Below are 16352 nucleotides of genomic sequence, written 5' to 3'. Positions count from 1 at the left end.
CGGCGTTTCGATTCTATCCACCCGGATTACGGACTGGTCTACTGGAGCCCTGCCGCGAGAAGCGGCCGCGTGTGGCGCGCCGCGCCACCGGTGATCCGAGGAAAGCATGTCCGGCTCCGTTCGCAACTCCCGATTCCTGTTGACGCTATCCTGCCCCAGCGCGGCCGGCCAGGTGGCCGCCGTGGTGGGCGTGCTCGATAGCCACCGCTGCTATGTCGACGAACTGACCGTGTTCGACGACGACCTGAGCGGGCGCTTTTTCGTGCGCTGCGTGTTCCATGCCTCCGATGCGGCCGATACGCCCGATATCGACGCGCTGCGAGCCGAGTTCGCGCCGATCGCCGAGCGCTTCCAGATGCAGTGGGCGATTCATGATGCCGATGCGCGGCCGAAGGTGATGATCCTGGTTTCCAAGCTCGAGCATTGCCTGGCGGATCTGCTGTTCCGCTGGAAGATGGGCGAGCTGAAGATGGATATCGTGGGGATTGCCTCCAATCACGCGGATCTGGAGCCGCTGGCGGTGCAGCATGGCTTGCCGTTTCGGCATTTTCCGATCACCGCGGAGACGAAGGCCCAGCAGGAGGCGCAGTGGCTGGATATGTTCGAGTCCAGTGGGGCTGAACTGGTGATTCTGGCGAGGTATATGCAGGTGCTGTCGCCGGAAACCAGCGCGAAGCTGGCGAATCGGGCGATCAATATTCATCACTCGTTCTTGCCGGGGTTCAAGGGGGCGAAGCCTTATCACCAGGCGCATACGCGTGGCGTCAAGCTGATCGGGGCGACGGCTCACTTCGTTACCGATGACCTGGATGAAGGGCCGATCATCGAGCAGGTGGTCGAGCGGGTCGATCACTCGTATCGGCCGGAACGGCTGCTGATGGTTGGACGGGATATGGAGTCGATCACGCTGGCTCGGGCGGTGAAGGCATTTATCGAGCGGCGGGTGTTTCTCAATGGGGATCGGACGGTGGTGTTTGGCTGAGTTTGATGTGACTCGGTGGGCGGGAACGCTTGCCGGGCTGAGTGTTTCCTTTAGTCTCTGACTTTGACAGCCCCCGCGCAGGAATGTGTGGGGGCTTTTTTTGGGTTCGTCGCAGGATTCCACGGAGCGATGCTGCATCGCTTTCGTTGAATTCCTTGGACTTCTTGTAGCGACCGCAATATGTGCTGGCGCCCTGATCGAGATGCCGTGTCGGCTGACGCCGTTCTCCGATTCGTCGATCAAAGGGATTACGAGCTGGCCGATGATTACGTCGATGCGTACTTACCCCGAAAGGATGATGCCCACCTCTTCAAATCCTTCACAGGCGATTCGCATCGAGAGGAAAAGCGCTGCTTTCGGGCAATTACATTTCCGTGGATCAAGGGCCCAGTAACAAGCCTCGTAGTGGCGGTGCTCCCAAATGAGCACTGAATGCCCGGAGAAGCTGGAGTAGGATATGATACGCAGTAGCCACCACCGCCTCCCTGACTCAGCAAACTACCATCAACCACTCAACCCCAATCATAAATTAATAGAAAATAAATCAATATAACCAACAAACAATATTCTACGTATTTTAACAACACAACAACAAGAAACGAGCTATTTATGGCATTAGTAACAATAAATCACATACGCTGGCGAGACCCGATCTCCGTTAAATTTGGATTCACCGGCATCGACGCTATTGAGGCAGCCACATTGGTGAGAAGTCGACTTACCGCGCAATTTCCAAGCCTAGACAAACCGAGTCAATGCGTTTACGTAGTCCGCTTAAAAGGAGATGTCGCAATCGCCTACGGCGATGAATTTTCTCCAGTCATATACATTGGAGAAGGCAACGCCGCAACACGCCTCTACAATCACGCAAAATGGATTGCGGAGTTACTCGTTGCCGTCCCCAATGCAGAAATCGAAATTAGAGTCGCCGATTGCGTACGATCCAATGATCTCAATCTTTGCCAATATGTCGAAGCCGATTTGATATCGGCATTTATTAACAAACACCACTGCCTTCCGTGGTTCAACAAGCAACGAGAAAAAAAATATTCAGGAAGGAGACAATACGATGACGCCGTCCTTACCGAGTTCAACCAGAGAATCGGCAAAGTTCAAGGGAGCAGGTATTTGTGGGCAATTCGCCCAACCAGCAACAACGCCCAATATGAATCATATAATTCTGGTTGGTACGAATGATCTAACTCGCCTGCGGTCCTTCCATTTCAAATACACAATCTTCCCGATTAAATATTTAAAAATCGGAACCCGTCAATTCAAATCAAGCGCAATTAGCACTACGCTCTTGCATCACTCCAACCGTCGCGTAACAGCCTAACCTAAAACTGGTCGGCCGACACCGCCGACCTGATCAATTGGAACAACGAATCGATGCGAACCAATAACAGCACACTCACATGCATAACTAAGTTCAAGCTAACGTCCGGGCATCAGCGTCTATATAGTGTAAAGCACTGATTCATTGCCGGACCCAAACCCGCATTTCTCTCGATGCCATGCGTCCAGCAAAGCTCTGCGTAAGCATGCCCCTCATTCCAAGCCACATGGCATCTTAGCTAGCACGCGCAAATACTAAAGACATCTACCTCAAATGTCTCGATTACATTTTGCAATCAAAAAAAGAGAGAGGAGGCAACACAGAAACCGACCCTTTTCGGAGCAACGACACTAAGATCAGACGCTGCGTCCAGGTTTTATTTTTAATAAATAGATAAAACTCAGCATATAGTCAAATTATATTTCACTCGACTTTTTTATGCCTTATAGAGAGGCAACCGTCTTTCCGCGGTGCTTTTTAGGGTCTTTCCGTCGCCCCCCACCCGCCCGCTCCGAATACCCATCATCCAGCGTCTTCAAAAACGCGATCACATCCCGGATCTCCGCTTCGCTCAACGCCGGCTTCCCTCCCAGCTTCCGATCGAACGGCGCATCCGCCACATCCGCGTTCTCCCGGTACTTCACCGGCAGATCGTCATACTTGTCCACCTTCCCATTCGCCTTGCGCGGATACCACTTTTCCGGGTTCGTATCCCGCTGCACATAAAAGCGCATCACATCCTCTAGCGTGTGATACCGCCCGTTATGAAAGAACACGCTCCGCGACGCCGAATTGCGCAGCGTCGGCGACTTGAACATCCCGCAGAAGCTCGTTTCCTTGGCCAGCTCCGGCCGCCCGCACAAGCCAAGGTCGTAATGATTCGGATCCCGATTCGCCGGAATCTCCGCATTCCGGGGCACCCCTAGCGCGGCAAACGAAAAATCCGCGAACTGCGCCGGCCGCCCACCCGGCCCGGGCGTATCCAGATGACACTTCGCGCAATTGCCCTTGGCCGGATCATTGAACAGCGACAGCCCATGCAGCTCCGCCGAGGTGAAATTCGCATGCCCCGACATCACCGCATCGAACTTGCTCGTATACGGATGAAAACTCGGATCCTCGGTCTGGAACGCCTCCAGCGCCAGCCCGATATCCTGGAACGCCTGCTGCGGCTGCGAGAAAACCTGCGCTCCATACACCGCGCGAAACCGCTCGGCATTCGCGCCGCGCCGCAGCGCCTCCACCACCGCCGCCGGATCGCGGTTCGCCATCTCGTCCGGATTCAGCAATGGCAAGCCGGCCTGCGCGTGCAAGGACGCCGCCGCGCCGTCGCGCATGAAGCCGCCCGTCGGCCCTTCATCCTCCACGTCTTCCGAGGCGGGCGTATAGAAGTGACGGCTGAACATCGGCGTGAACGTCAGGTAGCGCAGCGAGGGCACCGAGCGTGCGCCCGGATGCTTCATATCAGGGCCGCCCAGTTGCACCGCCAGCCCGTTCGGCGGCCCGTAGGCGTGCTCGGGGCTATGGCAGCTCGCGCAGGACATCCGCCCGGAAGCGGACAGCGAGGGATCGAAGAACAGTTGCTTGCCGAGTTCGGCGGCCGGGCTCAGATGCTCGGGCACCGCCGGGTAGCGCACCCAGACATTGAACTTGAACGGCGGGGGCGCGGCACGGCGGGCCTTGGCACCCGCCTTCGGTGCCGACGCGCCGCCCTGCCCCGCGTCGGCCACCTGAGGGAATTGCACGGCATCGGCGCTGCGCATCGCGATCGAGCCGAGCAGCCCGATCGCGGCGGCAGCCATCACTACGCCTTCCATTGCCTGGCGGGCCCTGACGGCCCGCGTCGACGCTTTCTCCATCAGAAGCTGAACATCGACATCAGATCGCCGATCGAGGTGGTGTTGACGGGCAGGTAGACGCTTTGCGCGGTGCCGACCGGGTTCGGCAGGCGGTCACGGCTGCGCGCGGAAAGCGGTTGCAGGCGCCAGTTGCGCTCGATGAACTTCAGCACCGAACCGTGATCGGCATAGGTGTGATCGACCGCGCCCTTGCGCGCGTAGGGCGACACCACCAGCATCGGGATCCGCGGGCCATCGCCGAAGAAGTCGAGGTTCTGGATCGCGCCGGAATCGAAGTGGCCGCCGCCCTCGTCGGTGGTGATCACGATCGCGGTATGCGCCCACAGCGTCGGGTTCGCCTGCACGTTGCCGATCAGCGTCTTCAGGAAAGTCTCGTAGGTCGCCGGCGCCGAGTAGCCGGGGTGGCCGCTGTCCAGGTTCTTCGGCACCACGAACGATACCGCCGGCAGCGTGCCGTTCTTCACGTCGTTGTTGAAGGTGGTCAGGCCGACCAGGTTCGAACGCAGCGAAGCGGTGGTCATCACCTTCTGCGAGGCCACCAGCGGATCGCCGATGTTGTTGTACTGCGTGGACTGCGCCGCGGCGGCAGCCTGCGCCTGCGGCAGACTGTCGACGGTCTCGAGCAATTGCGTCTCGCCTGTCAGGTCGCCCGACTCGCGCCCGCCCGTATACCACTTCCACGACACGTTCTTCGCGGCCAGCGCCTCGGCGATGGTCGGCACCGTCTGCGGCGGATAGTTGAAGTTGTTCGGGCCGATCGGCTGCACGTTGCCGTTCAGGTCGTAGCCCGGATTGTAGTTGTTGACCAGGTAGTACTTGCCCGCGTCGCAGTTGGCGGCCACGTGCCTGGCGGCGAGGTAGTCGAGGATCGGCTTCACGCCCGGCTGGCTCGCGTCGGAGCAGTTCACGTAGGAGCCGCCTTCATAACCGTCCTGCGTGTAGAAGTTCGGCGTGCCCGACATCGGGTTCGGGTTTTCGATCTGGTTCGCGGGCGGCGTGGCCACGGCGCCTGCGTTGTTGAAGAACGGCGAATCGGCGGTCGCGATCGAGAAGAAGTTCGCGCCCGTGCCACCCATGATCGACTGGTGGTAGTTGTCGCTGATCGCGTAGGTCTGCGCGAGCGACTGGAAGTACGGCGCGTCGCCGGTGGACATGTTCATGAAGCCCATCAGCTCGCCGCCTTGCGACGGGTTGCTCGGCGTGATGCCGCTGGTGTCGCCGCCCTGGCCCACCGTCGTGGCCACCCAGGTGAACATGTCGTGCTTGCTGTTGTCGCCGCCCGTCTGCTGCCACATCTGGAAGAAGCGGTGCACCGGGTCGCCCGTCATCGTGAACAGCGTCAGGCCGAACGGCTCGAGCTGCGTGATCTCCTGCGCGTAGGGCACGTACTTGCTGATCTGGAACGGGCCGTTCGGCAGGTTCGCCGGGAAGCGCGTGTCCGCCACGCCGGTGCCGGTGGCAAAGGTCTGCAGGTTGACGATGCCGATCTGCTCCGGCTGCGGCAGCGTCGTGTAAGCGCTCGCGCGCGTGGGCTGCAGCGTGTAGGCCGTCTGCGTGGCGCCCTGGCTCTGCTGAGCAAGTGCGAAGTTCGGGCCGGGCGAGCCGTCCGCGTTGATGATGCCTTGCGACAGCAGGTTCTTCACGGTCTGGCCGCTCGGCGCGACGTAGCCGCCGAACAGGCCGTCGAAGGTCTGGTTCTCGCCCACCACCACGATCACGTGCTGGATCGGCGTGGTGGTCGGGCCGTTGCTGAGCGCCAGCGCCGACGCCACGGCGGCCGCCGGCACCGGGCCGGAGGTCGCGCCCGTGACGGGAATTGTGACGGTGGCGCGGCTCGCGTCGGCGCCCACCGCGATGCTGCCGGTGTGCACGTTGAAATGCGCGATGTCGAACAGGTTGTCCAGCGGGTTGCTGGCGTTCGCCACGTAGGTGCCGTCGCTGATCGGGTTGCTGGCCGCGTTGGCCGACACGCCGAAGGCGGTAAACAGCGGCTGCAGCGCGCTGGTCACGTCCGCACCGGCCTGGGCGATGCTGGCCTGCGTGATCTTGGCCGCGCCGATCTGCGCGGCGCTGGGCGCGCCGCTCGGCACCAGGCCGAGCACGCGCTGCGTCTGCAGCGAGGTGAGTGGGTTCAGGTTCGCTACCGCGGCGGCCGGGCTGCCCGTGCCGTTCGCGGCCGGATCGATCACGGCCGACAGCGTGGCGGGACTGCCGTCTACGTCGTTGAACGGCGCCGTCAGCACGAAGGGCGGCGTGCCGCTGACGGCGGCGGTGAACTTGCCTTGCGCGTCGGTCACGCCGGCGTTGGTGGATTTGCCCGTGCTGTCGGTGACGGTGACGGCTACGCCCACGACAGGCGCGCCGGCGGCTACCACGCCGGACAGGTTCAGGCTGGCGGCCGTGGAAGCCGGCGAGGAGTTCGTGCCGTCGGAACTGCCGCAAGCGGCCAGGAACAGCAGCGTCGCTGCGCAAGCAAGCGTGGAGATGCGTGGGCTCATGGGGTCTCGTCGTTTGGGTCGCCAACCGCACCGTGTTCCGGTGTCTATTGCTCGCGGTAGCTTGGGGGAAAGCGTTTGCCGCTGAATGGTGGGGGAGATGCGTGACAGCTTTGTGTAGGGGGATGGGGAAATGCAGGTGGAATTATTACGAAACACCTACTTCCGCAGTCGATACGAATCGATATGGATCGGGAAAGATTCTCGGCATTCAGCCGATCATCAGCCACCAATGTGGCGCTGTACCGCTTCGACAGAACAAACCAGCTTGCCTAATCTTCGGTTTCCGAAAGAGCTGACCTCCCAGTGCCAGGGGCAAGCCTCAAAGCCCATGGCACGGTCGAAGTGAAATGAAGAAATTTGGAAAGATTGCGTTGAATATCGGCGCGACCTTGGTGGGCGGATGGCTGCTCGCCAATCTCGCGGCATGCCTGCCAATCGAGATGCCTGACCTGCTGAACGACGGCCTCCTCTTTCTTCTCAACGCGGCCGGCCATGATGAACTGGCCAACCCAGATGACATGGAAGTGCTCGCTATGCTGGCAATACTGATCATCTCGATTGCTGTCGCCGGCATCGTCGTCTGGCTCGCAAACGTAGCCATTACACGCTTGCGGGCCCGTCGCGCGCGCACTTGACGGCCAAACATCAGCATCTTCGAAAGATCAACACCATATTGAGCGCCGCTCGTCTCCCTTCATCCCCGCTCCGTCCACGAATCGACCAACTATCCGCGCAAGCTCCGCCGGCGCTTCGAGCGGCAACAAGTGCCCCACTCCCGGCACGACATGCATGACCGCCTGCGGAATACGTGGCAGCAACTCAACTTGCAGCGTGGCGATGGGATCCACTTGATCGCGCTCGCCGGAGATGACGATGGTGGGCACATCGATCGACGGCACTGCCTCGGTAATATCCTCGAGCATCGCCACATTCGGCCAAGCGGCCTTGGCCTGCGGCGCGCCCTTGAGGCTGTCTTCGATCACCTGCTCGCGCCGGGCGGCATCCAGTTTCCTCGCGGTGAGCACGTGGTCGATGACGAACTCGACCGATTCGCGCGATTGATACGCACCCGCCAGCATCGCGCGTTGCTCCTCGGGAAGCATGGTTGGCGACGGCGGCGACGGAGCAACCAGCACCAGGCCCTCCAGCCCACGCGGCCGACGCGATGCCATCAGTTGAGCGACCTTGCCGCCCATCGAATGCCCCACCAACACATAGCGCTGCAAACCCAACGCGTCGATGACACCTTCCGCATCGGCAGCAAGATCGCCGATGCGGTAACCGTCCATCGGCGCCGCGGAGTCGCCCCAGCCTCGATGATCGGTAGCGACGATTCGATAGCGGTCCGCCAACTCCGTAGCTACCGCATCCCACGTCCGCGACGAGCCGCCGTAATAGTGCAGGCACACCAGCGCCAGTTCCCCATTGCCCTGCTGCTTGACGTGGATGCGCGTGCCATTGGTTTCGATGTCCATCCAGATACTCCTTCTCGGTGATGTGACGCCATCGTAGATCCGAGTCTTTCATTCGATAATTGGCGATAGCGTATCGACAGTCGATAATCGTGCTATCGAATGAGGAACAGGAAATGGACCGACTGACAAGCCTCGCCGTGTTCGTCGCCGCGGTGGAAGAAGGCAGCCTGGCGGCCGCCGCGCGCCGTTTCGGGCTTTCGCCGGCGATGGCCGGCAAGCATGTGAGCGCGATCGAGGCGCAATTGAACGCGCGGCTGCTGCAGCGAACCACGCGACGCCTGAGCCTGACCGACGCGGGCCAGACCTACTACGAGCGCAGCAAGCAGATCCTCGAAGCCTTCGACGATGCCAATCGGGAAGCCCGCGATTCGCAGGGCAAGGCGCGCGGCGTGCTGCGTATCGCGGCGCCCGTCACGTTCGGCGCGATGCATCTCGGCGAAGTAACGGCGCGCTATCTGGAAGACCATCCCGACGTGAACGTGGAGGTCACGCTCGGCGACCGCTATGTCGACCTGCTCGATGCCGGCATCGACGTGGCGATCCGGGTCGGGAGGCTGGACGATCCCGCGCTCGTCGTTCGGCGGATTGCGCCTTGCCGGATGGTGGTATGTGCATCACCGGCCTACCTCGAACGACACGGCACGCCGCGCACGCCTCGCGACCTGCGCCAGGCGCCGCGGCTGGCGTTCAGCGAGGCCGTCTCCGCCGGCGACTGGACCTTGTTCGATTCGAGGAATCGCGCTCATGTGATCGACGGCCCTTGCCGGATCGCGGCCAACAACACGCAAATGCTGCTATCCGCCGCGTTGGCCGGCGCCGGCATCGCCTATGGCCCGAGCTTCGTGTTCGGCGAGCATCTTCGGCGCGGCGAGTTGGTGGCGCTGCTGCCCGCCTATCGCGCCACCGAGCTGGCGATCCAGGCGGTGTATCCGAGCGCGCGACGCATCCCGCTCAAGGTGCGCCGCTTCGTCGATTACCTCGCCGAAGCGTTTGGCGACGAGCCGCCTTGGGATCGGAGCGCAAGGCGGGCGGCCCGAGGCACGGCTCATGCCGCCTCGCTCTCGCCATCGAAACGCAGGCGCGCGGCCGTCACCTCGGCGTGATTGCCGTCGGCCCACTGGATCAGCACGTTGAGCGCCGCGAACATCGAGCGACCGAAGTCGGTGAGGCCATATTCGACGCTCGGCGGTTTGGTGGGAAACACCTCGCGATAGACATAGCCGTCTCGTTGCAGATCGCGAAGCGTCTGCGTGAGCATGCGCTGCGAAATATCGGGCACCAGGCGGCGAAGCTCGCCGAATCGATGCGGCTTCTCGGCCAGTGCCATCATCAGCAGCGAACTCCATCGCCCATTGATCACATCCATGACGTCGCGCACCGGGCAATTCGCCCACAGCGGATACTTGGCCCGCGCCTTTTCCAGCCGCGCCTTGATCGGGCATGCCGGCATCTCGGTGGTTCCCATTTGGTAACTATCTCCTCAAAAACTGCCTTCTTTACGGGGACGCAGGGAGGCCCGATGATCGAGTCACTCTCGAAATGAGACTAACACTCGGAATAAGGTCAGTCCATGAACGACACCATTTTCGTCACCGGCGCATCCGGCCATCTCGGCCGCCTCGTCATCCAGCATCTGCTGGTGCGCGGCGTGACGCCGGCCCGCATCATCGCGGGTTCCCGCAACCCCGGGAAGCTTGCCGATCTGGCGGCTTCGGGAATCGAGGTTCGCAAGGCGGACTTTGAAGACCACCAGGGCTTGATCGAAGCTTTCAAGGGTGTAAGCACCGCTTTCATCATCTCGACGGATGCCCTGGAAGAAGCTGGCGCGCGGCTGAAGCAACATCGCAATGCGGTCTCGGCGGCGGCAGCGGCCGGGGTTCAGCGCCTCGCCTATACCTCGCAATTCAATCCGGACAGTTCCTTGCTGAGCTTCGCTCACGATCATCTGGAGACCGAACGAGCCATCAAGGCAACGGGTTTGTCGTACCTGATCTTCCGCAACGGCTGGTACCACCAGAATCTGCTGATGTCGCTGCCCGCCGCATTGAAGAGCGGGCATTGGCATTCGGCGGCGGAAGGTGGGAGAACGTCCTATGCGGCGCGAGAGGAAATCGCCGAAGCGATTGCCGTGGCGCTGGCCGGCCCGAGCATCGATAGCCGGGTCTACACGCTCACCGGCTCCGAGGCGCTAACTCGCGAGGAAATCGCCGAGCTGGCGCGTCGCGCCACGGGCAAGCCGCTCGACGTGGTGAAGGTGAATGACGAGCAATTCACAGCCGGATTGAACGCGGCCGGCGTTCCTGCCGTGTTTGTTGCTGTCTTGGCGTCGATCGAGGCGGAAATCCGCGCCGGCAATCTCTCCATCGTCACCGATCATCTGGAATCGCTGATCGGTCGACCCGCAAAACGGCTCGGCGATTATCTGCAAGAGGACAAGGCCAGCTACCTGGGCTGAATGCCTTCCTGCGAGCACAGCCAATGGATGCTTACTCGAATACCACCTGCATGCCGCGCGTTGAAAAATAAAGCCTGATTGACTCGATGATCTCGTGACGAACGGCGTCGCTTGTCGGCGCCGATTTTCCTTGCATGTCGATGCTGTTCATCGAGTCCAGGTACACGACGAATGCTGGCTCACCGGGCTTCGATGGCAGCAGGCCTTCACCCGACACTCGGACATTCCATGCGTCATCGTTCAAAAGGATCTCGCCTCGGGAAACACGGGTGACCGTGAACGTCATGTCCCACCTCTGAAACTCGGTAATTATCTCGCCGCATCCTCTCACACGGTTCGCTGTGGCGCCGTGCCGCTTCGACGTCCCTCGCCGATCTGCTTAATCTTCCGTTTCCCAAACACCGGCCGTTGCCTGCGATGCGGCATCCGCAGAAAAACCGTGATGCACCGCCGGGACAACCGCTCGTCGAGGACAAAAAATGGCGTCATGCACAACGTTCTACAATGTGTTCAAGGACAACATGGATGCACTGGGACTGCCAGCTCCAGCCAGTCTTTTCTCTGCACAACAGACGGCAGCCGGGACCCTCGCAACGATCCTGGGTGCTATCGGCAAGCTTGGGGCTGATGCGACCATTGGTGAGATTATCGGTGCGACAACCAAGCTCGAGTTGCTGGCTGTCATTTCGGCCTTGTCAGCAAGCTACTACGCAGGCGCAATTATTGGTAGTTTGATGGTTGCAACAGGCGCCTCGGTTTCATGCACAAACACGGTGGCTGCGGCATCACACGCACGACAATGGGCTGCCGGAAGAGGAATTTTCATACCCCCGATCGTGTATCGTGTCCTCGTACAGCATCCGGAAATCTTCACCAGCAGCCACATCTTTGCATTTCGGGCACGCCTCGCTGGGGCAAGGGCAAACGCATGAACTGGATCATCGACAAAATCACATTGATCGCAACGGCGCTGGTCATCTCTGCTGTCGCGTGGGTGCTGCTTCATTACTCGGGTGAATGGTTTTTCCCGATCGCAACAATCATCGCCTTCGCCACGATATTCGCCGACAACCTCCGCCTTCGCAAACAGCTTCGCAACCTCGGACACGATTCGAACAAACGCCCGGCATCACGTCCACGCAACTGAGCCGCGCGTTTCCATTTCACTCCCCCGGCCTCTTCTCCTACCAGCCCGCTGTGGCGCCGTGCCGCTTCGACGTCCCTTCCCGATCTGCTTAACCTTCCGTTTCCCAAACACCGGCCGTCGCCTGCGATGCGGCATCCGCGGCGCAACAGCCATCCAGGAACAGGAAGAAGATCATGAAGCACTTCGCCCGAATCATGACGGTCACCCTCGCCAGCCTGCTGGCCCCCACCGTCCACGCCCAGTACGCCGGCCCTTCCGCGAACATCGCCACCACCGTGAAGGAAATCCTCGCAAACGGCCGGCACGACCAGCCGGTGCAACTGCAAGGCCGCATCGTCCGCCATCTCGGCGGGGAAGACTACGAATTCGCCGACTCGACCGGCACGATCCAACTCGAGATCGACGACAAGATCTGGCGCTGGGTACCGGGCAAGCCCGTCAACGAGAAGAACGAAGTGAAGATATTCGGCAAGTTCGAGCGCAAGGGCTGGGGCCACGCCAAGGTCGACGCCGATCATGTGGAGGTATTGCGCTGACCCAAACAAAAAGCGGAGCCCGAAGGCTCCGCTTTTTCATCAATGCCAGGCCAGGTAGTAGGACACCGCGATCGTCAGCGCCGCCGCGATCAGCGCCGCATAAGGCAGCATCTCATGGACAGGATGCCGTCGCGGCACCGCCAGCTCCATATCCTTCTGCATCTGCTTCGGGAACCGTCCGCGATCCTGCCAGTAATGGCGATAGAGGAACACCGGCACGATCAGCAGCATCGCGATCAGACCATTGCGCAGCGTGCCATCGCCTTGCAGGTTCGCACCCGCGCCCACATAAACGAGGTTCAGGTAGCCGCAGATCGAGCCCGCCACCAGCAACCAGGTCGGGCACTTGAACGGCCGCTTCCACTCGCCGCGATCCATGCGATGGATCCAGCCGGATTGCAAATTCAGGAACACGAAGATCATGTAGCAGACGTTCGAGATCGACAGCACCGTCATGTAGTCCGACATCATCAGCAACACGAGGTTGAAGCCGAGGTCGGTCCACATCGCGCGCGTCGGCGAACCGTGCTCGTTCACATGCGAGAGGTAACGCGGCAGCCAGCCATCGACCGAAGCCTGGTACAGCGTGCGCGACGAACCCATCATCGAAGTCATCACGATCAGCAGGATCGACAGCATCAGCATCACGACGATGGCATTGGCCACCCAGGCACCGCCGCCCACCATCTTCGCCATCGCGGCGGCCACGCCGGTGCCGTCGCCGATCTTCGGATCGAGCATCGCGCTGGTGCCGAGCGCGCCCTGGAAGGCCATCGGCACCAGGGTCATCACGATCAGGCACAGCGCGCCGGACCAGAAGATCGCCTTGGCGGTATCGCGCGCCGGATCCTTGAATTCACGCGTGTAACAGACCGCCGTCTCGAAGCCGTAGGAAGCCCAGCCGGCCATGAACATCGCGCCGAGCGCCATCACCACGCCCTGCCCGTTCCAACTGCCGAACGTCGCCGCGGTGAGATTGCCCTGCGCATCGTGCCCGAGCGGGAGCAGCGGCAAGAGATGCGACATCGGCACATCGCCCGTCACGAACGGAACGATACCGACGATCAGCAAGGGCGTGAGCGATGCGATACCGAGAATGCGCTGCGTCTTGGCAGCCTTCGACGCCCCGCTGTGCTGGAGCCGGAACGTGATCAGCAGCAGGATCGTGGCGATCACGAAGGTCGCGTTGATGCGCAGCGTGAGCCCAGGCTTGATGAAGCCGAGATTGGCGATGGTCAGTTGCCAGTGCTGGATCGCGGCATCGGCGGGGAACAGGGAGGTGAGCGCATAGCTCGCGGCCAGGCCGCAGCCGAGCGCCAGCATCGGGGACCAGGCCAGCCAGTTGCACCACACCGAAACCGGGGCGATCAGCTTGCCGTAGCGTACCCAACCAATCGCGCCGTACACGGACGCGCCGCCCGATTTATGTGGAAATAGCCCCGATATTTCCGCATAAGTCGCGCTTTGCAACAGGCCCATCGTGATTGCGCCAATCCATATGGCCCACGCGGGCTGGCCGATCGTGGCGCACACGCCGCCGATCGTGAACAGCACACCTGCCGGTACGCCGCTGGTGACCCAGAATGCATCCTTCCAACTGAGGCCGCGATGCAGTGAGCGGCCTTCTTCTGCATGTGAGATGGTCTTGTCGACCTCGCTGGTGCTGCGCGCGCGCAGTCCTGCTTGACTCATCCAGAACCTCCTAGTAAGAGTCCGCACAAGCGGCATAGTGTAACAAGCTTTTCACAAAATGCCTGGAAATATGCGGTTTTTCGAGCAAAACAATGCCCGTCCGACCATCGATCGGACGGGCATTTTTTACTTCGTTATCTTGAATGTTGTTATCTTTCTGCCAGTCTCGTCGGCTTATTGCGCGCCGTCGGTCCAGCTCTTGACGCGGTCACCGTGCTGCGAAATCCACTGCTCGGCGGCCGCATCGGGCTTCGCTCCGCCCTGGATCGCCAGCATCACCGCATCGAGTTCGCCCGGCTTCCACTGGAACTTCTTCAGGAAGGCCACCACCGGTTTCGCCTTGGTTTCCAGGTTCGGATTCGCGACGCTGTCCACGTGCTCTGCTTCGCCGAACACCTTCTTCGGATCGTCGAGGAAGCGCAGGTCCCACTTCGCGAACATCCAGTGCGGCACCCAGCCCGTCACGATGATCGGCTTCTTCGCGTTCTCGGCCCGCGCCAGCTCGGCCGTCATCGCGCTGCCCGAACTCGCCATCAGGTTGTACGACAGGCCATAGGCCTTGATCGCGTCATCGGCCTTGCGCATCACGCCGGCGCCGGCATCGATGCCGACGATGCGGCCGGCGAAGTCGGCCTTCTCGCCCTCGAGGTCGGCGATGCTCTTGGCCTTCACGTAGGTCGGCACGATCAGGCCGATTTTCGCGCCCGGGTAGTTCACGCCGAGATCGACCACCTTGCTCTTGAACTGATCCCAGTACGCGCCGTGCGTCACCGGCAGCCAAGCCGACAGCGTCGCATCGAGGTCGCCGCGCGCCACGCCCTGCCACATCACGCCGGCCGCCACCGGCACCAGCTGCACCGGGTAACCCAGCTTCTTCTCGATGATCTGCGCGGCCACGTTCGAGGTGCCGACGCTGTCATCCCAGCCTTCCACATAGCCGATCTTGATGGTCGGCTTGGTATCGGCGACTGCCGCGGGCGCCACGGCCGTCAGCAGCGCCGCGAAGGCGCCGCACCAAGCCAGCTTTCCGATGAAATTCATGGTCGATCTCCTTGGGGTGGTCCTGAGCAATCCGTAGCGTTGCTCTATGGGGTCTCTCTAGGTTCCGTAACCACAATTCCCCGGTATCGTCGTTTTCCGACACGTCCTTGCTCATACGCGACGCGCCGGATTTCCCGCGGTATTGCTCCGACCAGTGCCTTACTTGTCGACCACCAGATCCGACAAGGGCTTGCTGCAGCACAGCAGCACCATGCCCTGGTCGATCTCGCGCTGGCGGATGCCGCCGTTGTGCTTCATCTCCACCTGGCCCGACACGAGCTTGACCTTGCAGGTGCCGCACATGCCCTGGGAGCACGACGAAGGCAGGCGCACGCCGGCCTGGCGCGCGGCCTCGAGCACGTGCTGGTCGGCGCCGCAACTGATCTCGCGGCGGCTCTTGGCGAAGCTCACCGTGTAGTGCGTGGTATCGGGCACCGGCACGCCCTCCTCCACCAGCGTCTCCACCACTTCGGGCGCGGCCTCGTCGAGCAGCGTCTCGAACGAGAAGCTTTCCTCGTGATACTGCTTGCGATCAAAACCGGCTTCGTCGAGCAGGTCGCGCACGGCCTTCATATAGGGCGCCGGCCCGCAGGTGAAGATCTCGCGTTCCATGAAATCCGGCGCGATCAGCTTGAGCAGCGGCAGCGAGAGGTAACCCGTCACGCCGTGCCAGTTGGTACGCGTGCCGATCCGCTCGCAGACGAACGAGGTGCGGAAATTGGCCTGGTTGGCGGCGATCAGGTCCAGCTCGCGCGAGAAGATGATGTCCTCGGGCGTGCGCGCGCTGTGCACGAACACGATGTCGCGATCCTCGGCGAGATCGTGATGCGCACGGCTCATCGACATCAGCGGCGTGATGCCGGAGCCGGCCGAGAGGAACAGGTACTTGCGCGCCGGATGCCGCGCGCAGGTGAATTCGCCGGCCGGGCCGAGAACGCGCACCTGCGCGCCGGCCAGCAGGTTGTCGTGCAGCCAGTTCGAGACCTTGCCGCCCGGCACGCGCTTGACCGTGATCGACAGCGTATGCGGCCGCGCCGGCGAGGACGAGATGGTGTAGCAGCGGTTGATGGTCTCGCCGTCGATGTCGAGCTCGAGCGTGACGAACTGGCCCGGCTCGAAGGCGAACGAGCGGCCCGAGGGCGAGCGGAAGAAGAAGCTCTTCACGTCGTGCGTTTCCTGCCGCACGTGGCAGCAGATCAGCGTTTCCTCGACGTCGCTCGTCCAGCGTTCCGGCACGGCGCGCCAGAATTCGGGCTGCGTCACGCGGCTGTCCACCGGTTCGAAGTTCGCGGCATCTCGCATCATGTCTTGCTCCGCCTGTTCCTGTCTGT

At 61.6% G+C, this 16352-nt stretch carries 16 protein-coding genes; 8 read left to right on the top strand and 8 right to left on the bottom strand.

The window, feature by feature from the left end; translation table 11 throughout:
* The first annotated feature begins 106 nt into the window (after positions 1–106).
* Together purU and F3J10_RS02825 are read left to right on the top strand one after the other, a co-directional pair.
* The gene (gene purU / locus F3J10_RS02830) at positions 107–982 is read left to right on the top strand and encodes a formyltetrahydrofolate deformylase (RefSeq protein ID WP_025099116.1); all 876 of its coding nucleotides are present in this window, start codon (positions 107–109) and stop codon (positions 980–982) included.
* Between the two features lie 609 nt (positions 983–1591).
* Positions 1592–2179: a hypothetical protein gene (locus F3J10_RS02825; RefSeq protein WP_167229739.1), complete on the top strand. Its 588-nt coding sequence runs from the start codon at positions 1592–1594 to the stop codon at positions 2177–2179.
* Positions 2180–2761: 582 nt separating this feature from the next.
* Here F3J10_RS02825 and F3J10_RS02820 read toward each other — a convergent pair.
* A complete protein-coding gene (locus tag F3J10_RS02820; RefSeq protein ID WP_240155343.1) occupies positions 2762–4135 on the bottom strand; it encodes a cytochrome c peroxidase in 1374 nt (457 codons plus the stop codon).
* A gap of 41 nt (positions 4136–4176) precedes the next feature.
* Entirely contained in the window at positions 4177–6675 is a 2499-nt protein-coding gene (locus F3J10_RS02815) for an alkaline phosphatase family protein (protein ID WP_240155340.1), read from the bottom strand.
* A gap of 347 nt (positions 6676–7022) precedes the next feature.
* Between F3J10_RS02815 and F3J10_RS02810 the strand changes: the two genes are divergently transcribed.
* Positions 7023–7310 (top strand): hypothetical protein, encoded by a 288-nt coding sequence (locus F3J10_RS02810; RefSeq protein ID WP_167240918.1) that lies wholly within the window; start codon positions 7023–7025, stop codon positions 7308–7310.
* Between the two features lie 27 nt (positions 7311–7337).
* Here F3J10_RS02810 and F3J10_RS02805 read toward each other — a convergent pair whose 3' ends face one another.
* Entirely contained in the window at positions 7338–8150 is an 813-nt protein-coding gene (locus F3J10_RS02805; RefSeq protein ID WP_167240916.1) for an alpha/beta hydrolase, read from the bottom strand.
* A 113-nt stretch (positions 8151–8263) separates the two neighbouring features.
* Here F3J10_RS02805 and F3J10_RS02800 point away from each other — a divergent pair, with 113 nt between their 5' ends.
* Entirely contained in the window at positions 8264–9253 is a 990-nt protein-coding gene (locus F3J10_RS02800; protein ID WP_167240914.1) for a LysR family transcriptional regulator, read from the top strand.
* On the opposite strand, the gene F3J10_RS02795 is transcribed toward F3J10_RS02800, so the two are convergent.
* On the bottom strand, positions 9196–9615 hold the full coding sequence (locus tag F3J10_RS02795) for a helix-turn-helix domain-containing protein (protein ID WP_025099104.1): 420 nt from the start codon (positions 9613–9615) through the stop codon (positions 9196–9198). The genes F3J10_RS02800 and F3J10_RS02795 overlap by 58 nt on opposite strands.
* A gap of 105 nt (positions 9616–9720) precedes the next feature.
* Between F3J10_RS02795 and F3J10_RS02790 the strand changes: the two genes are divergently transcribed.
* Positions 9721–10605, top strand: coding sequence for an SDR family oxidoreductase (locus tag F3J10_RS02790; protein WP_167240912.1), 885 nt, complete (start codon positions 9721–9723; stop codon positions 10603–10605).
* 31 nt (positions 10606–10636) lie between these two features.
* Here F3J10_RS02790 and F3J10_RS02785 read toward each other — a convergent pair whose 3' ends face one another.
* Positions 10637–10891 (bottom strand): Imm74 family immunity protein, encoded by a 255-nt coding sequence (locus tag F3J10_RS02785; protein WP_167240910.1) that lies wholly within the window; start codon positions 10889–10891, stop codon positions 10637–10639.
* A gap of 235 nt (positions 10892–11126) precedes the next feature.
* On the opposite strand from F3J10_RS02785, the gene F3J10_RS02780 reads away from it, so the two are divergent.
* From F3J10_RS02780 to F3J10_RS02770, 3 genes are all read left to right on the top strand, one after another.
* On the top strand, positions 11127–11537 hold the full coding sequence (locus F3J10_RS02780; RefSeq protein ID WP_240155338.1) for a hypothetical protein: 411 nt from the start codon (positions 11127–11129) through the stop codon (positions 11535–11537).
* Entirely contained in the window at positions 11534–11752 is a 219-nt protein-coding gene (locus F3J10_RS02775) for a hypothetical protein (RefSeq protein ID WP_167240906.1), read from the top strand. Before F3J10_RS02780 ends, F3J10_RS02775 begins: the two co-directional genes overlap by 4 nt.
* Before the next feature lie 173 nt (positions 11753–11925).
* Complete coding sequence (locus F3J10_RS02770) at positions 11926–12288, top strand: NirD/YgiW/YdeI family stress tolerance protein (RefSeq protein WP_166911444.1); 363 nt, start codon at positions 11926–11928, stop codon at positions 12286–12288.
* Between the two features lie 39 nt (positions 12289–12327).
* On the opposite strand, the gene F3J10_RS02765 is transcribed toward F3J10_RS02770, so the two are convergent.
* The 3 genes from F3J10_RS02765 to F3J10_RS02755 all read right to left on the bottom strand — a co-directional run bounded on the left by F3J10_RS02765 (position 12328) and on the right by F3J10_RS02755 (position 16326).
* On the bottom strand, positions 12328–13980 hold the full coding sequence (locus F3J10_RS02765) for an APC family permease (protein WP_167240904.1): 1653 nt from the start codon (positions 13978–13980) through the stop codon (positions 12328–12330).
* Between the two features lie 174 nt (positions 13981–14154).
* Positions 14155–15021, bottom strand: a complete 867-nt coding sequence (locus F3J10_RS02760) for a glycine betaine ABC transporter substrate-binding protein (RefSeq protein ID WP_025099100.1) — start codon at positions 15019–15021, stop codon at positions 14155–14157.
* Positions 15022–15180: 159 nt separating this feature from the next.
* Positions 15181–16326, bottom strand: coding sequence for a hybrid-cluster NAD(P)-dependent oxidoreductase (locus tag F3J10_RS02755; RefSeq protein ID WP_167240902.1), 1146 nt, complete (start codon positions 16324–16326; stop codon positions 15181–15183).
* Between the last annotated feature and the right edge of the window lie 26 nt (positions 16327–16352).

The organism is Burkholderia sp. Cy-637 (assembly GCF_011753175.1).
Taxonomy (GTDB): domain Bacteria; phylum Pseudomonadota; class Gammaproteobacteria; order Burkholderiales; family Burkholderiaceae; genus Burkholderia; species Burkholderia gladioli.
The sequence above is the reverse complement of the archived record's forward strand: the minus strand, read 5'-3'. Positions and strand labels throughout refer to the sequence as shown.

Excerpts from the sequence above, each read along its gene's own strand:
- purU (WP_025099116.1), top strand. The coding sequence starts at position 107 with ATGTCCGGCTCCGTTCGCAACTCCCGATTCCTGTTGACGCTATCCTGC.
- F3J10_RS02825 (WP_167229739.1), top strand. The coding sequence starts at position 1,592 with ATGGCATTAGTAACAATAAATCACATACGCTGGCGAGACCCGATCTCC.
- F3J10_RS02820 (WP_240155343.1), bottom strand. The coding sequence starts at position 4,135 with ATGGAAGGCGTAGTGATGGCTGCCGCCGCGATCGGGCTGCTCGGCTCG.
- F3J10_RS02815 (WP_240155340.1), bottom strand. The coding sequence starts at position 6,675 with ATGAGCCCACGCATCTCCACGCTTGCTTGCGCAGCGACGCTGCTGTTC.
- F3J10_RS02810 (WP_167240918.1), top strand. The coding sequence starts at position 7,023 with ATGAAGAAATTTGGAAAGATTGCGTTGAATATCGGCGCGACCTTGGTG.
- F3J10_RS02805 (WP_167240916.1), bottom strand. The coding sequence starts at position 8,150 with ATGGACATCGAAACCAATGGCACGCGCATCCACGTCAAGCAGCAGGGC.
- F3J10_RS02800 (WP_167240914.1), top strand. The coding sequence starts at position 8,264 with ATGGACCGACTGACAAGCCTCGCCGTGTTCGTCGCCGCGGTGGAAGAA.
- F3J10_RS02795 (WP_025099104.1), bottom strand. The coding sequence starts at position 9,615 with ATGGGAACCACCGAGATGCCGGCATGCCCGATCAAGGCGCGGCTGGAA.
- F3J10_RS02790 (WP_167240912.1), top strand. The coding sequence starts at position 9,721 with ATGAACGACACCATTTTCGTCACCGGCGCATCCGGCCATCTCGGCCGC.
- F3J10_RS02785 (WP_167240910.1), bottom strand. The coding sequence starts at position 10,891 with ATGACGTTCACGGTCACCCGTGTTTCCCGAGGCGAGATCCTTTTGAAC.
- F3J10_RS02780 (WP_240155338.1), top strand. The coding sequence starts at position 11,127 with ATGGATGCACTGGGACTGCCAGCTCCAGCCAGTCTTTTCTCTGCACAA.
- F3J10_RS02775 (WP_167240906.1), top strand. The coding sequence starts at position 11,534 with ATGAACTGGATCATCGACAAAATCACATTGATCGCAACGGCGCTGGTC.
- F3J10_RS02770 (WP_166911444.1), top strand. The coding sequence starts at position 11,926 with ATGAAGCACTTCGCCCGAATCATGACGGTCACCCTCGCCAGCCTGCTG.
- F3J10_RS02765 (WP_167240904.1), bottom strand. The coding sequence starts at position 13,980 with ATGAGTCAAGCAGGACTGCGCGCGCGCAGCACCAGCGAGGTCGACAAG.
- F3J10_RS02760 (WP_025099100.1), bottom strand. The coding sequence starts at position 15,021 with ATGAATTTCATCGGAAAGCTGGCTTGGTGCGGCGCCTTCGCGGCGCTG.
- F3J10_RS02755 (WP_167240902.1), bottom strand. The coding sequence starts at position 16,326 with ATGATGCGAGATGCCGCGAACTTCGAACCGGTGGACAGCCGCGTGACG.